Here is a 13,821-nt window from a genome sequence, read left to right as displayed (position 1 = left end):
CCTCACCCTCCTTGCATCGGCGACAGGATTTCGATCCGGTCACCTTCAGACAGGGCATGGGCAATGCGTAGACTGGAGGGGACGAATTCCTCGTTCACCGCCGTTGCAACACGGCCCGAGAAACCGCATTCCTCTAGCAGCTCTGCCAAGCTGGAGGCCTTTACCTCCTTGGGGTCGCCATTAAGCACGATCTTCATCGACCATCTCCGTATGTTTGTTCTCAAGCGCCAGATCGGCCACGCCCTGTGCCAAGGCAGGCGCCAACAGGTAGCCATGGCGGTAGAGGCCATTGGCATAGATCGCCCGGCCCAAACGCCGAATACGCGGCAGGTTGTCAGGAAAGGCAGGGCGCAGATCGACGCCGATTTCCAGCACCTCAGCCTCACCAAAGGCCGGGTTCAAAGCGTAGGCCGCGCTGAGCAGTTCCAGCATTGAGCGCGCGGTGATCCGGCTACTGTCTTCGCTTTCGATCATGGTCGCGCCCAGCATGTAAGTGCCCTCACCACGCGGCACGATGTAAAGCGGTATCCGCGGATGCAGCAGACGCACCGGGCGCGTCAGGGTCACATCAGGGCACCGCACAACCAGCATCTCGCCCTTTACGCCCCGCAAATCGGGCAAAGCATCTCGCGCTTGAAGCCCCCTGCAGTCGATCGCATTCTCCAACTGCGCGGGTGCGGGCTTGTGATGAAACACCACACCTTGGTCTTTCAGGTAACGGTACAGGTCATGCAGCGCTTGCCTTGGATCAAGATGCGCCTCTTGTCCGAAGTACAGCCCCTTGCTGAATCCATGCAGATCAGGCTCTATTTCAACGATCTTTTCCCTATCTGCCTCGCAAAACGCTTCGGTCCTGCGCGCGAAACGTCGCAAGTCAGGCACATCCCGAGCGTTGGCAACAACCAGTGTACCGCACCGGCTCACGGCTGTACGATCCGCCCACCACGCGATGGCTTCTTGGCCTAGTCGCAAAACCGGTTCTTCCGCATTTTCATATTCACACCAAGGCGCCAACATGCCACCTGCCCACCAGGAACACCCATGCGGGCCAGGCGGGCCTTTGGGATCGAACACCTGTACCTTTGCCCCGCGCGCGGTCAGCTCGCTGGCGACGGCCAGCCCTGCCACACCGGCCCCTATGACGGACCAGATCGTCACGCCGACCACATCCGGTAGAAGTGATGCACCGGGCCGTGACCCGCTCCTACCCTTAGCGTATCTGCCTGTGCAATCGCGCCCTGCAGATACCCATGCGCTTCACGTGTCGAATCGATCAGGGACAGTCCTTTGGCCAAACCGGCAGCAATCGAAGACGACAGCGTGCAGCCGGTTCCATGCGTGTTTGTTGTGTTCTGCCGCGGGGCCTGAAACTCGGCGATCACGCCCGTTTCATCGACCAGAAGATCATGACAAATAACACCCGCGCCATGCCCTCCCTTCATCAAGACCGCCCCTGCGCCCAACGCGCACAGCGCTTTACCTTGAGTGATCATCTCTGCAGGTGAAGCCGCGCCGCACTGCCCCAGCAGACACGCCGCCTCTGGCAGGTTGGGTGTCAGGACCGTCGCGCGCGGCAGCAAGACCTCGCGCAAGGTTTGAACCGCCTCTTGCGCCAACAAAGCGTCACCGGATTTTGCCACCATAACCGGGTCGAGTACGACAGGCCCGCCATATCTTGAAATCCCGTCCGCTACCGTCCGGATGATCTCAGGCGTGGCCAACATTCCAATCTTGATGGCCCGTACATCCAAATCACTCAGAACAGCGTCGATCTGAGCCGCAATCACATCCAGCGGAATACCATGCACAGCCGTAACAGCCTGCGTGTTTTGCGCCGTAACAGCGGTGATCACGCTGCAGCCAAACACTCCCAATGCCGACATCGCCTTGAGATCGGCCTGAATGCCCGCCCCGCCCCCGCTGTCAGATCCCGCAATGGTCAATGCAATTGGTACCACGTCGTTGCTCCACTTACTTGGGCAACGGGGTATGGAAAACGTCTGTTTGTGTTAGACCGTTCCCTCCGCCGGTATTGCCCGGATCAGGTTCGATGGGTTGACGCACGCGCCTCTCAGCCCTGAATTCAGGGCACCCCAACGGTTGATTGGGACAATCTCAGGACAGGTCTCGGAAATCAAGCATCAATCTGCGGGTCATAAGGCCACATCCAACAAGGAAATAAGACCAATTGAGGTTGAATCCATGCGAGGCTCTGCCTCGCGCTCCGGGATATTTCTGGCCAGATGAAGCAGGGGATCCAAACTTCATCTGGCTCTAAATATCCCGGGGGAGACGCCCGTAGGGCGGCGGGGGCAGAGCCCCCAATGCAAAAGGCCGCCCCATTTTGGAGCGGCCTGTTTCTTGGTCTAGCTTTTCATCCCATCCCAGAAAGACTTGACAGACGAGAAAAAACTTTTTGATTCCGGATGGTTATCTTCACCCAGATCATCGAATTCTCGAAGCAGCTCTTTCTGGCGGCTGGTCAGATTAACCGGCGTTTCCACAGCCAGTTCGATGAACATGTCTCCAACACCACCGCCACGAAGGGCTGGCATGCCTTTGCTGCGCAGACGCATCTGGCGGCCCGACTGACTGCCAGCTGGTATTTGCACGCGGCCGCGGCCACCATCAATCGTAGGTACTTCGATGGACCCACCCAGCGCGGCTTTGGCCATGCTGACGGGCACACGGCAATAAAGGTTCACGCTATCGCGCTCGAACAGCTTGTGTTCGGAGACCTCGACAAAGATATAGAGATCGCCGGGAGGGCCACCGCGCATTCCCGCCTCGCCTTCGCCAGCCAGACGAATGCGAGTTCCGGTTTCAACGCCTGCGGGGATGTTCACCGACAGGGCGCGTTCTTTTTCCACCCGGCCAGAGCCGCTGCAAACCTTGCAGGGGTTTTTGATGATCTGACCCAGCCCGGAACAGGTGGGGCAGGTGCGCTCAACGGTGAAAAACCCTTGCTGCGCGCGTACTTTGCCCATGCCGGAACAGGTGGGGCAGGTAATCGGCTCGGCGCCGCCCTCGGCCCCGGTTCCGTCACAAGACGAACAGGCCACAGCAGCAGGGACATTGATGGTTTTTTGCAGGCCTGCATAGGCCTCTTCCAGCGTCACGCGTAGGTTGTAGCGCAGGTCTGATCCGCGCGCCGCGCGACGGCCACCGCCGCCACGCTGGCCACCCATGAAATCGCCGAACAGATCATCGAATACATCCGAGAATGCACTAGAGAAATCACCCTGCCCAAAGCCACCGCCAGGTCGACCGCCACCACCCATACCGTTTTCAAAGGCGGCATGGCCGAACCGGTCGTAAGCGGCCTTGCGGTCCGCGTCCTTCAGCACGTCATAGGCTTCGTTCGCTTCTTTGAACTGCGCCTCAGCATCCGGGTTGTCTTTGTTGCGGTCGGGATGCAACTCTTTGGCTTTCTTGCGAAAACCCTTCTTGATCTCGTCCGCCGATGCGCCCTTGGTCACGCCGAGCACATCGTAGTAGTCGCGTTTTGACATCAGTGTTTCCTTCTGCCTCAACGTAATCGGGCCGGCCCGGCAACCGGACCGGCCCGCATTGGCCCGGTTACCCGTTACTTACGTTTGTCGTCGTCCAGATCTTCGAACTCGGCGTCGACAATGTCATCGTCGGCTGGCGCTTCGTCAGCTGCCGCAGGCTCATCTTCGCCCTCTTCGGCTTGCGCCTTGTAGATAGCTTCACCCAGCTTCATGGCCGCTTCAGTGACGTTCTGGATGCCCGACTTGATCTTGTCGGCATTTTCCGTTTCCAGCTCGTCCTTCAGCGCGGCAATCGCCAGCTCGATGGCTTCGATGGTGGTCGGGTCAACCTTATCGGAATGTTCTTCCATCGACTTCTCGGTCGAGTGGATGAGGCTTTCCGCTTGGTTTTTGGCGTCGACCAGCTCACGGCGTTCCTTGTCGGCTTCCGCGTTCTCTTCGGCGTCCTTGACCATCTTTTCAATGTCCTCGTCGGACAGACCACCCGAGGCCTGGATGGTAATCTTCTGCTCTTTGCCGGTGCCTTTGTCCTTGGCCGAAACCGAGACAATGCCGTTGGCGTCGATGTCAAAAGTCACCTCGATTTGAGGCATACCGCGCGGTGCGGGTGGGATATCTTCGAGGTTGAACTGACCCAGGATCTTGTTGTCCGCAGCCATTTCACGTTCACCCTGGAACACGCGGATAGTCACGGCGTTCTGGTTGTCCTCGGCGGTCGAGAAGACCTGAGACTTCTTGGTCGGGATCGTGGTGTTGCGGTCGATCAGGCGGGTGAACACGCCACCCAGGGTTTCAATGCCCAGCGACAGCGGGGTCACGTCCAGCAGAACCACGTCTTTGACGTCGCCCTGCAGAACACCGGCCTGAATGGCGGCGCCCATGGCAACCACTTCGTCCGGGTTCACGCCCTTGTGGGGTTCTTTGCCAAAGAACTTGGTGACCTCTTCGATCACTTTCGGCATCCGGGTCATACCACCAACCAGAACAACTTCGTCTACGTCAGCAGCCGACAGACCGGCGTCTTTCAGGGCTGCCTGGCAGGGCTTCATCGACTTCTTGATCAGGTCCGCAACCAGCGATTCCAGCTTGGCACGGGTCAGCTTCATGACCATGTGCAGCGGCTGACCGTTGGAACCCATCGAGATGAAAGGCTGGTTGATCTCGGTCTGCGAGGTCGAGCTGAGTTCGATCTTGGCTTTCTCGGCGGCTTCTTTCAGACGTTGCAGGGCCATCTTGTCAGCAGACAGATCGACACCGTGTTCCTTTTTGAACTCATCCGCCAGGTAGTTGACGATGCGCATGTCAAAGTCTTCACCACCCAGGAAGGTGTCACCATTGGTCGACTTAACTTCGAACAGGCCGTCGTCGATTTCCAGAATGGTCACGTCGAAGGTACCGCCACCAAGGTCATAGACCGCGATGGTTTGGGTTTCTTCTTTGTCCAGACCATAAGCCAGAGCAGCCGCTGTCGGTTCGTTGATGATCCGCAGCACTTCCAGGCCGGCGATTTTACCGGCGTCTTTGGTGGCCTGACGCTGCGCGTCGTTGAAATAGGCCGGAACGGTGATAACCGCCTGCGTGACTTCCTCACCCAGATAGCTCTCGGCGGTTTCCTTCATCTTGCCCAGAGTGAAGGCCGAGATCTGGCTTGGGGAGTACTTTTCACCACGGGCTTCCACCCATGCGTCACCATTGCCGCCATCGACGATGGCATAGGGCACCATTTTCTTGTCTTTTTCGACTTCAGCATCATCCACACGACGACCGATCAGACGCTTGACGCCGAAAATCGTGTTGTCGGGGTTGGTGACCGCCTGACGTTTTGCAGGCTGACCGACCAGTCGCTCATCTTCGGTGAAGGCGACGATCGAGGGCGTGGTCCGCGCCCCTTCTGCGTTTTCGATGACCTTCGGCTGCGAGCCGTCCATGATGGCAACGCACGAGTTTGTGGTACCAAGGTCAATGCCGATTACTTTTCCCATAATTTTGATCCCTTTCAATTTAAGGCGATGTCCCGAGGGCCGGACCCGTTATGGCATCCTGTCCCCGATCTGATGTGCGCGACAGCACTACACCATCGCGCGTCCCGGCGTATATAAGGTCCGGACCAATGGCCTGCAAGCACTCTGAATCGCAGGTTTTCGGGAATCTGCAGCCTTTTTTGGCAAGGATTTGGTAAGGAATGGGGAATCAGGTATGGCGCAGCTGCTTTTGCGGGGGTTCGATATCAGGAAAGGGTATCTGGACAGTGCCGCCCAGACCCGACTGATCGAGGCATTGCGCCCGATTCTGAAAGCCGCGCCATTGGTGCGGCCTGTGACACCACCAGGCAAGGAGATGTCGGTGCGCATGACCTCGGCTGGGGCGCTGGGTTGGGTCACCGATAGATCAGGCTATCGTTATCAGGATCACCACCCCAAAGGTGAAAGATGGCCCGCGATTCCCGAGGCGATCTTGACCATTTGGCAAGATTTGGTCAGCGCCGAACGTGAACCGGATTGTTGCCTGATCAACTACTATGACGAGAGCGCCAAGATGGGCCTGCATCAGGATAAGGACGAGGCAGATTTTTCCTGGCCAGTACTTTCAATCTCGCTAGGCGATGACGCCCTGTTTCGCATTGGCAATACAACGCGCGGCGGCAAAACGGAATCTGTTTGGCTAAGCTCGGGCGATGTGGTGATCATGGGCGGCCCGGCTCGGCTGACCTATCACGGCGTTGATCGGATCAGGCCCGGATCATCCCGCCTGTTGCCCAAGGGCGGACGGATCAACCTGACCCTGCGCGTGGCAAGTTAACGTCGAGCGTTCCAGCTTTGGGACATGTGCTTGCGCGAGAAGAAATCGCCCAACAAGCCAATCATTGTCAGAGCGATCCCGACCCAAAGTGCATACTCCCAGTCGGAGTTGCGTGGATAATAGTTGCGGAACACAAACCCTCGGCACTGATCAATAAGATGAAACAAAGGGTTCCACGCAAACATCATCAAAACACTTCCACCCAATGCGTTTCCCAGAAACATTTTGCCTGAAAACACCATGTTCAGCCGCCGATAGATGGTGCTCAGCATTGTAGCGGTTGTTGGAAACCACGGCTTAAGCGCCATAAACACCAAACCAATCGAACACCCGGTGAACCACGCCAGTATCAGCATCCCAAAGGCTCCACCCGGGTCCTGAATTTCAAGAGGCGCCACTGCGACGCTGTAGACGAACAAGATCACGGTAATCGACATGATCTGCTTGTAAAGCGCACCAAATGCCGAGGCGAGCAACATGACCATGGCGTTCATCGGAGAATGCTGCATCATTGGATTGTTTTTTCCACCTAACTTGGACATGGCTGCAATCGACTGGGTATGCATCATGAAAAGAAACACACCCGACAGCAGATACAGGATGAATTCACCCCTGATCTTGGCCACGCGCGGGCCCATGAAGGTCATAAGTAGATAAAAAACCATAGCGATCAGAAGAATCTGCAGGATATTGATCAAGATCGCGATCACGGCATTTGAGTGTTGTGTGCGCACGTCACGCACCACACCGTGGAACACCAGTTCTGCGATGGTAAAGGCGCTGCCCAGCATCGATTGACTGCGCTTGAAGTAAAACACGCGAGGGGTCTTTCCTGTTTTGTTGCCCTCAAACTGGCACGAATACCTTGCCGTTCGGTAACCGGCACATCATAAGTCCGTCAGAGATTTGGATCAACAAACCACGTAAACGGAGCATTTTTGTGACCTACGATGCGCTTATCCCCGTCATCCGGCGTCTGGCCCTGGAAGCTGGCGACAAGATCATGGAGATCTACCAGGCGGATGATTTCGACGTGAAGGTCAAATCAGATGCAAGCCCCGTGACCGAGGCGGACGAAGCTGCCGACGCCCTGATTTCTGAAGGGCTGCGCGCAGCTTTCCCGGATATCCTGCTTGTGACCGAGGAACAGGCCGCGTCGCATTCGACCAAGGGGGAAACATTCCTGATCGTTGATCCGCTGGATGGAACCAAGGAGTTCATCAACCGGCGCGGCGATTTCACTGTCAATATCGCATTGGTCGAAAATGGCGTTCCCACGCGCGGCGTCGTCTATGCTCCGGCGCGCGGTCGCATGTTCTATACGCAAGCTGACGGGCAGGCGGTGGAAGAAACAGGCACATTGGACAAAGTTCAAGCTGGTGAGGTCACGCCCATCTCGGTCTCAGACCCAGACAATTCAGCGCTCTTGGTGGTGGCGTCGAAATCCCACCGCGATCAGGCCACAGATGACTACATCAACAAATATCAGGTGCAGGATAGCAAGAGCGCGGGCTCGTCACTGAAATTCTGCCTGGTCGCAACGGGTGAGGCCGATATCTATCCGCGCGTCGGTCGCACCATGGAGTGGGACACCGCCGCCGGTCACGCCGTTCTGGCTGGCGCGGGCGGCAAGGTCGTGCGGTTCGACAATCACGAATCCCTGACCTATGGCAAGGACGGCTATGCAAACCCGTTCTTCATCGCCTACGCTCCGGGTGTTGAGCTGAAAGAAGCCTGATGTCTGTTCTGATCGCCATCCCCACCCGCTATGCCTCGACCCGGTATCCCGGCAAACCTCTGGTTCCACTGACCGGTGCGACGGGCAAAGCGATGACGCTGATTGAACGATCCTGGCGCGCAGCCTGTTCGGTTTCGGGCGTGGATAAGGTGGTCGTGGCCACCGATGATGACCGCATCCGCGACGCCGCCGAGGGCTTCGGAGCCGAAGTCGTGATGACTTCGGAAGCCTGCCAGAACGGCACCGAACGCTGTGCCGAGGCGCATACCGTGCTGGGCGGAGGGTACGACATCATCGTCAACCTGCAAGGCGACGCCCCCCTGACCCCGCATTGGTTTGTCGAAGACCTGATCGCAGGCCTGCGCGCCGCACCTGATGCGGGTGTGGCGACCCCGGTTCTGCGCTGTGACGGTGACGCACTGAACAGCCTGTTGAACGACCGCAAACACGGGCGCGTCGGTGGAACCACGGCGGTGTTCACCCACGACAAAAGCGCGATGTATTTCTCGAAGGAAGTGGTTCCCTTCACCTCAGACACATTCGCTGGTGATGCGCCTACACCGGTTTTTCACCACGTCGGCGTCTATGCCTACCGGCCGGACGCTCTGGCCGCTTATCCCGGCTGGCCAACCGGCCCGCTAGAACAGTTGGAGGGCCTGGAACAGCTGCGCTTTATGGAAAACGGTCGCAAGGTCCTGTGTGTCGAGGTCGAAGCCAAAGGTCGCCAGTTCTGGGAACTCAACAACCCCGAGGACGTGCCGAAGATCGAAGAAATGATGGCCTCTATGGGTCTGGAGTGACCTCTTTTCCCCCTGACCCCAAACTCAAGATGGCGTAGGAACGCCCAACTCTGACCCCATGGATCGCACATGAAAACTGTTCTTGTCACCGGTGGCGCTGGCTATATCGGATCCCATGCCTGCAAGGCGTTGTCACAGGCGGGGTATGTTCCCGTGACCTATGACAACCTGATCACCGGCTGGCAGGATGCAGTCAAGTTCGGCCCGTTCGAACAAGGTGATCTGCTGGATCGCGCCCGTTTGGATGAAGTGTTCGCCAAACACCAGCCTGTGGCGGTGATGCATTTCGCAGCGCTGAGTCAGGTGGGTGAGGCGATGAAAGAGCCTGGGAAATACTGGTCCAACAATGTCACCGGTTCCCTGACGCTGATCGAGGCCGCGGTTGCGGCGGGGTGTCTGGATTTTGTGTTCTCATCGACCTGCGCCACCTATGGCGAACATGACAACGTGGTTCTGGATGAAAAAACATCGCAGCGCCCGCTGAACGCTTATGGCGCGTCCAAGCGCGCGATCGAAGATATCCTACGCGATTTTGAGGCAGCCCATGGCCTGCGCCATGTGATCTTCCGCTATTTCAACGTGGCAGGTGCAGACCCCGAGGGCGAAGTGGGCGAGTTCCACCGCCCCGAAACCCATCTGGTCCCGCTTATGCTGGATGCCATCGACGGAAAGCGGGATGGGCTGACGGTGTTTGGCACGGACTACGACACGCCGGACGGCACCTGTATCCGCGACTACGTGCATGTCTGCGATCTGGTCGACGCCCATGTGCTTGGGTTGAACTGGCTAGAGCAGGGCAAGAGCAGTCAGGTTTTCAACCTGGGCACCGGCTCAGGCTTTTCGGTTCTTGAGGTGATTGAACATTCCAAAGCCGTGACCAACCGGGCTGTGCCTTACACCGTTGGTGCTCGGCGCGAAGGTGATTGCACCAAGCTGGTATCAGGCTCAGTCCGCGCCGAGGCTGAACTGGGCTGGAAGCCCAAAAGATCCACATTGGAGACGATGATTGCCGATGCCTGGCGCTGGCATCAGAACGGGCATTACGACCAATGAGGCCGGATTGAGCGGCGCTTCGCTGCAGACCCTGCCCCGGATCGGATGGGCCGAGGCGTACCGCCTGCGCTGGAAACGCCGCCGCCTGTTGCTACGGTCCTGGCGCAGCCGTCATCAGCTGACCTGTCGGAACGATCAGACCCATAAGATTAAGCGCGGCGACATCCTGTCCTTTACCACGCTGCGGAATGAAATCACCCGGCTCCCTTGGTTTCTGCACCACTATCGACAGCTGGGTGTTGATCATTTTCTGATCGTCGACAACGGCAGCGACGATCGCTCGACCGAGCTGCTGCTAGACCAACCTGATGTTTCGCTCTGGCAAACTCATGCCAGCTATCGCGCATCGCACTACGGGCTGGACTGGCTGACCTGGCTGCAAATGCGACACGGCCATCGGCATTGGTGCCTGATGGTCGATGCGGATGAGCTGTTGATCTATGCTCATCACCAGAGACAAACACTGCATGATCTGACCGCGTGGCTGGACCAATCCGGGCGCCGGGCCTTTGGAGCGCTGATGCTGGACCTTTATCCAAAGGGCGCATTAGGGGATCAAGGTTATGACACCGCAACCGATCCTACCGACGTGCTGAACTGGTTCGACGCAGCGCCGTACCGCGCCCAGCGCCAAAGCCCTCTGGGTAACCTTTGGGTTCAGGGCGGGGCGCGCGAGCGCATGTTCTTTGCAAAAACACGCCAACGGTCACCAACATTGAACAAGATCCCTTTGGTGCGCTGGTCACGTCACTATGCCTATGTGAATTCCTGCCACTCGGTTCTGCCGCGGCAGCTAAACGCGGCCTATGACGGGCCCGGTGGGGAAACACCATCAGGCGTTTTGCTCCACACCAAGTTCCTGCCTGAAATCACCCAGAAATCTCGGATCGAAAAACAGCGCCGCCAGCACTTTCACGACCCCGACCAGTTCGGATCGTACTATGACGGGATCATCGATGGCCCGACACTTTGGAATGCTCAGTCGGTGCCGTTTGAAGGGTGGGAACAGCTAGAGCAACTTGGGCTAATGAATGCCGGAGGATGGCGGCCATGACAAATACATACACATATATGTCATGTTTTCTGCTAACCGGTTCTAAATCCATTGCCCTGCAATATGCAAAGATGACATAACTTGGCATAATCCCGGCCCTTTTTCTGAAAGGGGCGGTGAATGCTCGCGTCACAATAAGGGTAGGCTAAACGCGTGAGCCTGTTGGATTCGTATCGGATGAGATTGCGGCGCAAGCGCCGTATCTTGCGCTGTGTGCGACGCCGACGCGAACTTGAGCCTGCCAGCAACAACACCGCCGCAATTCGGCGCGACGACATCCTGTTGATGAGCGTTGTACGCAACGAAAAAATCCGCCTGCCCTTTTTTCTGGAATACTACCGAAAGCTAGGCATCGATCATTTTCTGTTTGTCGACAACGACAGCGATGACGGCAGCTTTGAATTCCTACGGGCACAGCCGGATGTCTCGGTCTGGCGCACAAGAACCAGCTATAAACGTGCGGGGTTCGGTCTGGATTGGTCAAACTACCTGCTGCGCAAATATGCCCACAAACACTGGGTTCTGACCGTCGATCCGGATGAATTCTTTATCTACCCGTTCTGCGATACCCGCCCGATCCGGGCCCTGACCGATTGGCTGGATGGCAGCGCTGTGCGCAGTTTCGGCACCATGCTGATTGATATGTACCCCCAAGGCCCCGTCCAGGATGAACCCTATCGCGAAGGTCAGGATCCGTTCGAGATTGCGCGCTGGTTCGATGCGGGCAACTACATGATCACCAAGAATCCAGAATATAAAAACCTCTGGATTCAAGGTGGTGCGCGGGCGCGCGTGTTCTTTGGCGACAACCCGTCGAAAGCGCCAGCGTTGAACAAAATCCCCCTGGTGAAATGGGACCGGCGCTATGTCTATGTCAGTTCGACCCATTCCTTGCTGCCACGCGGGCTGAATCAGGTTTACGACGAATGGGGCGGTGAAAAGACCAGCGGCGCTCTGCTGCATGCCAAGCTGATTGACACGCTGGGCGACAAAGCCCGCGAAGAGCTGCGGCGCGGCCAGCATTATCGCGGGTCCGGTGAATACAAAGCCTATGCCCAACAATTGGATGAAAAGCCTGTATTCTGGTGCGATTTCTCTGAAACCTATATCAATTGGCGGCAGCTTGAAATTCTGGGCCTCATGTCAAAAGGAAACTGGGCATGAGCTCTCTGGGCGTTGTTATGCTGGTCCATACGGCCTTGGATCGCGCCGAACAGGTGGCACGGCATTGGACCGCAGCGGGCTGCCCGGTTGTGATCCATGTGGACCAGAAAGTCCCGGATCAGGTGTATTCGGAATTTACAGCCTCCTGCGCCGACAACCCCCTGATCACGTTTTCCAATCGCCACAAATGCGACTGGGGTGGCTGGGGTATAGTTGCCGGAACACAGGCAGCATCCGAACAAATGCTCGAGAAGTTTCCGGAAGTGCGGCATGTGTTTCTGTCATCGGGGTCCTGCCTGCCCCTGCGCCCGGTGCAAGAACTTGTAAGCTACCTGTCCGATCGCCCCCGAGTGGACTTTGTTGAAAGCGCAACCACTGCCGATGTCAGCTGGACCATTGGAGGGCTGGATCATGAGCGTTTCACGCTGCGTTTTCCGTTTTCCTGGCGCAAGCATCGAAAACTGTTCGACACCTATGTCAGGCTGCAACGTGCGCTGGGTTTGCGCCGCCAAATCCCCGATGGCCTAATGCCCCATATGGGCAGCCAGTGGTGGTGCCTGACCCGCCAGACACTCTCTGCAATTCTGCAGGACCCTAAACGTAAAACCTATGATCGTTATTTCCGGCATGTCTGGATACCGGATGAAAGCTATTTTCAAACGTTGGCGCGGCTCTATTCGACCCATATCGAAAGTCGCTCGCTGACGTTGTCAAAATTCGACTATCAGGGGCGTCCACACATCTTCTACGACGACCACTTGCAATTGCTGCGCCGCTCAGACTGCTTTGTAGCGCGCAAGATCTGGTGGCGCGCAGATCGTCTGTATCAGACCTTTCTCACAGATCAGTCCGGCGCACTGCGACCGGCAGAGCCCAACCCCGGCAAGATCGACCGGGTCTTTGCCAAGGCGGTCGAACGTCGAACCCATGGTCGCGATGGGCTGTACATGCAAAGCCGCTTTCCCAAACATGGCAGCGAAAATGGCCTGACCTCATCGGCCTACTCGATGTTTCAGGGCTTTAGCGAGTTATTCGAGGGTTTTGAGGCCTGGCTGGAAACTACAACTGGCGCGCGGGTGCATGGTCATCTGTTTGGCCCTGATCGTGCTGAATTTTCTAAAGACCAGACCATCACCAATGGTGCGCTCAGCGATTGCGCGACATTGCGCGACTATAATCCCACGGCGTTTCTGTCGAACCTGATCTGGAACACACGGGGTGAGCGCCAGTGCTTTCAATTCGGGCCGAACGATACCCAAGACATCAACTGGTTCATGGCGCGGGACCGAAATGCGCAAATCTCGGTCATTACCGGTGCCTGGGCGGTTCCGCTATTCCGGTCAAACCTGAACTTCGCCGATATCCGGCTTGAGGCTGCGCGCCTGCAACAGATTGAAACCAAACAGATCGAGGTTCTGACTTCGGTCTGGACCAAGGCGAACGTGCGCAGCTGGACCTTATCGGACTTTGTCGAAGCGCCAATGGAGCCGCTGCAAACCATCATTGACGAGATCGGCACGCAAATGCCCAGCCATCTGACCGAAGCGCCCACGATGGTCGATCTGTCGGGTTTTGGTCAGTTTCTGCAGAACCTCAAAAACCAAGGAATGCACCCGAAACTTATGGGTGATTTCCCCGCCGATGACGTGTTTGGAACCCAGACCAAACCGTTCCGAAAGCCCTATCTGGTTCAGTGATGGC

At 57.3% G+C, this 13,821-nt stretch carries 13 protein-coding genes and 1 riboswitch; of the genes, 7 read left to right on the top strand and 6 right to left on the bottom strand.

All coding sequences use genetic code 11. The features are described from left to right. Positions 1 to 2 precede the first annotated feature (2 nt). From thiS to dnaK, 5 genes are all read right to left on the bottom strand, one after another. On the bottom strand, positions 3 to 197 hold the full coding sequence (gene thiS / locus ACR0DH_RS15640; RefSeq protein WP_480550507.1) for a sulfur carrier protein ThiS: 195 nt from the start codon (positions 195 to 197) through the stop codon (positions 3 to 5). Then, a complete protein-coding gene (locus ACR0DH_RS15635) occupies positions 181 to 1,158 on the bottom strand; it encodes an FAD-dependent oxidoreductase (protein ID WP_480550505.1) in 978 nt (325 codons plus the stop codon). Before ACR0DH_RS15635 ends, thiS begins: the two co-directional genes overlap by 17 nt. Continuing rightward, positions 1,155 to 1,958 (bottom strand): bifunctional hydroxymethylpyrimidine kinase/phosphomethylpyrimidine kinase, encoded by an 804-nt coding sequence (gene thiD / locus ACR0DH_RS15630; protein ID WP_480550503.1) that lies wholly within the window; start codon positions 1,956 to 1,958, stop codon positions 1,155 to 1,157. Before thiD ends, ACR0DH_RS15635 begins: the two co-directional genes overlap by 4 nt. A 43-nt stretch (positions 1,959 to 2,001) precedes the next feature. Continuing rightward, a riboswitch (TPP riboswitch) is annotated at positions 2,002 to 2,106 on the bottom strand. A 260-nt stretch (positions 2,107 to 2,366) separates the two neighbouring features. Beyond that, positions 2,367 to 3,512, bottom strand: coding sequence for a molecular chaperone DnaJ (gene dnaJ, locus ACR0DH_RS15625; RefSeq protein WP_480550501.1), 1,146 nt, complete (start codon positions 3,510 to 3,512; stop codon positions 2,367 to 2,369). A 74-nt stretch (positions 3,513 to 3,586) separates the two neighbouring features. Beyond that, positions 3,587 to 5,494, bottom strand: coding sequence for a molecular chaperone DnaK (gene dnaK / locus ACR0DH_RS15620; RefSeq protein WP_480550499.1), 1,908 nt, complete (start codon positions 5,492 to 5,494; stop codon positions 3,587 to 3,589). 214 nt (positions 5,495 to 5,708) lie between these two features. Here dnaK and ACR0DH_RS15615 point away from each other — a divergent pair, with 214 nt between their 5' ends. Next, positions 5,709 to 6,311 (top strand): alpha-ketoglutarate-dependent dioxygenase AlkB family protein, encoded by a 603-nt coding sequence (locus ACR0DH_RS15615; protein WP_480550497.1) that lies wholly within the window; start codon positions 5,709 to 5,711, stop codon positions 6,309 to 6,311. Here ACR0DH_RS15615 and ACR0DH_RS15610 read toward each other — a convergent pair. Then, a complete protein-coding gene (locus tag ACR0DH_RS15610; RefSeq protein ID WP_480543666.1) occupies positions 6,308 to 7,129 on the bottom strand; it encodes an ABC transporter permease in 822 nt (273 codons plus the stop codon). The two genes, ACR0DH_RS15615 and ACR0DH_RS15610, sit on opposite strands and share 4 nt — an antisense overlap. 122 nt (positions 7,130 to 7,251) lie before the next feature. On the opposite strand from ACR0DH_RS15610, the gene cysQ reads away from it, so the two are divergent. The 6 genes from cysQ to ACR0DH_RS15580 all read left to right on the top strand — a co-directional run bounded on the left by cysQ (position 7,252) and on the right by ACR0DH_RS15580 (position 13,817). Next, entirely contained in the window at positions 7,252 to 8,049 is a 798-nt protein-coding gene (gene cysQ, locus ACR0DH_RS15605; protein ID WP_480550495.1) for a 3'(2'),5'-bisphosphate nucleotidase CysQ, read from the top strand. Next, on the top strand, positions 8,049 to 8,849 hold the full coding sequence (locus ACR0DH_RS15600) for a 3-deoxy-manno-octulosonate cytidylyltransferase family protein (protein ID WP_480550493.1): 801 nt from the start codon (positions 8,049 to 8,051) through the stop codon (positions 8,847 to 8,849). Before cysQ ends, ACR0DH_RS15600 begins: the two co-directional genes overlap by 1 nt. Positions 8,850 to 8,918: 69 nt before the next feature. Beyond that, positions 8,919 to 9,902 carry a UDP-glucose 4-epimerase GalE gene (galE, locus tag ACR0DH_RS15595; protein WP_480543672.1) on the top strand — a complete coding sequence of 328 codons (984 nt, stop codon included), beginning with the start codon at positions 8,919 to 8,921 and terminating at the stop codon, positions 9,900 to 9,902. A 7-nt stretch (positions 9,903 to 9,909) separates the two neighbouring features. Further along, positions 9,910 to 10,956, top strand: coding sequence for a glycosyltransferase family 2 protein (locus ACR0DH_RS15590; protein ID WP_480550491.1), 1,047 nt, complete (start codon positions 9,910 to 9,912; stop codon positions 10,954 to 10,956). A gap of 177 nt (positions 10,957 to 11,133) precedes the next feature. Next, positions 11,134 to 12,120, top strand: coding sequence for a glycosyltransferase family 2 protein (locus ACR0DH_RS15585; RefSeq protein ID WP_480550574.1), 987 nt, complete (start codon positions 11,134 to 11,136; stop codon positions 12,118 to 12,120). After that, positions 12,117 to 13,817 (top strand): DUF5927 domain-containing protein, encoded by a 1,701-nt coding sequence (locus ACR0DH_RS15580; protein ID WP_480550489.1) that lies wholly within the window; start codon positions 12,117 to 12,119, stop codon positions 13,815 to 13,817. Before ACR0DH_RS15585 ends, ACR0DH_RS15580 begins: the two co-directional genes overlap by 4 nt. Positions 13,818 to 13,821: the final 4 nt, after the last annotated feature.

The sequence above is a fragment of the Ruegeria sp. I1 genome (assembly GCF_056532675.1).
The sequence above is the reverse complement of the archived record's forward strand: the minus strand, read 5'-3'. Positions and strand labels throughout refer to the sequence as shown.

What these genes read in the sequence shown, in the direction of transcription:
- dnaK (WP_480550499.1), bottom strand. Translation starts at nt 5,494, where the DNA reads ATGGGAAAAGTAATCGGCATTGACCTTGGTACCACAAACTCGTGCGTT.
- ACR0DH_RS15615 (WP_480550497.1), top strand. Translation starts at nt 5,709, where the DNA reads ATGGCGCAGCTGCTTTTGCGGGGGTTCGATATCAGGAAAGGGTATCTG.
- dnaJ (WP_480550501.1), bottom strand. Translation starts at nt 3,512, where the DNA reads ATGTCAAAACGCGACTACTACGATGTGCTCGGCGTGACCAAGGGCGCA.
- ACR0DH_RS15585 (WP_480550574.1), top strand. Translation starts at nt 11,134, where the DNA reads ATGAGATTGCGGCGCAAGCGCCGTATCTTGCGCTGTGTGCGACGCCGA.
- ACR0DH_RS15600 (WP_480550493.1), top strand. Translation starts at nt 8,049, where the DNA reads ATGTCTGTTCTGATCGCCATCCCCACCCGCTATGCCTCGACCCGGTAT.
- ACR0DH_RS15580 (WP_480550489.1), top strand. Translation starts at nt 12,117, where the DNA reads ATGAGCTCTCTGGGCGTTGTTATGCTGGTCCATACGGCCTTGGATCGC.
- thiS (WP_480550507.1), bottom strand. Translation starts at nt 197, where the DNA reads ATGAAGATCGTGCTTAATGGCGACCCCAAGGAGGTAAAGGCCTCCAGC.
- galE (WP_480543672.1), top strand. Translation starts at nt 8,919, where the DNA reads ATGAAAACTGTTCTTGTCACCGGTGGCGCTGGCTATATCGGATCCCAT.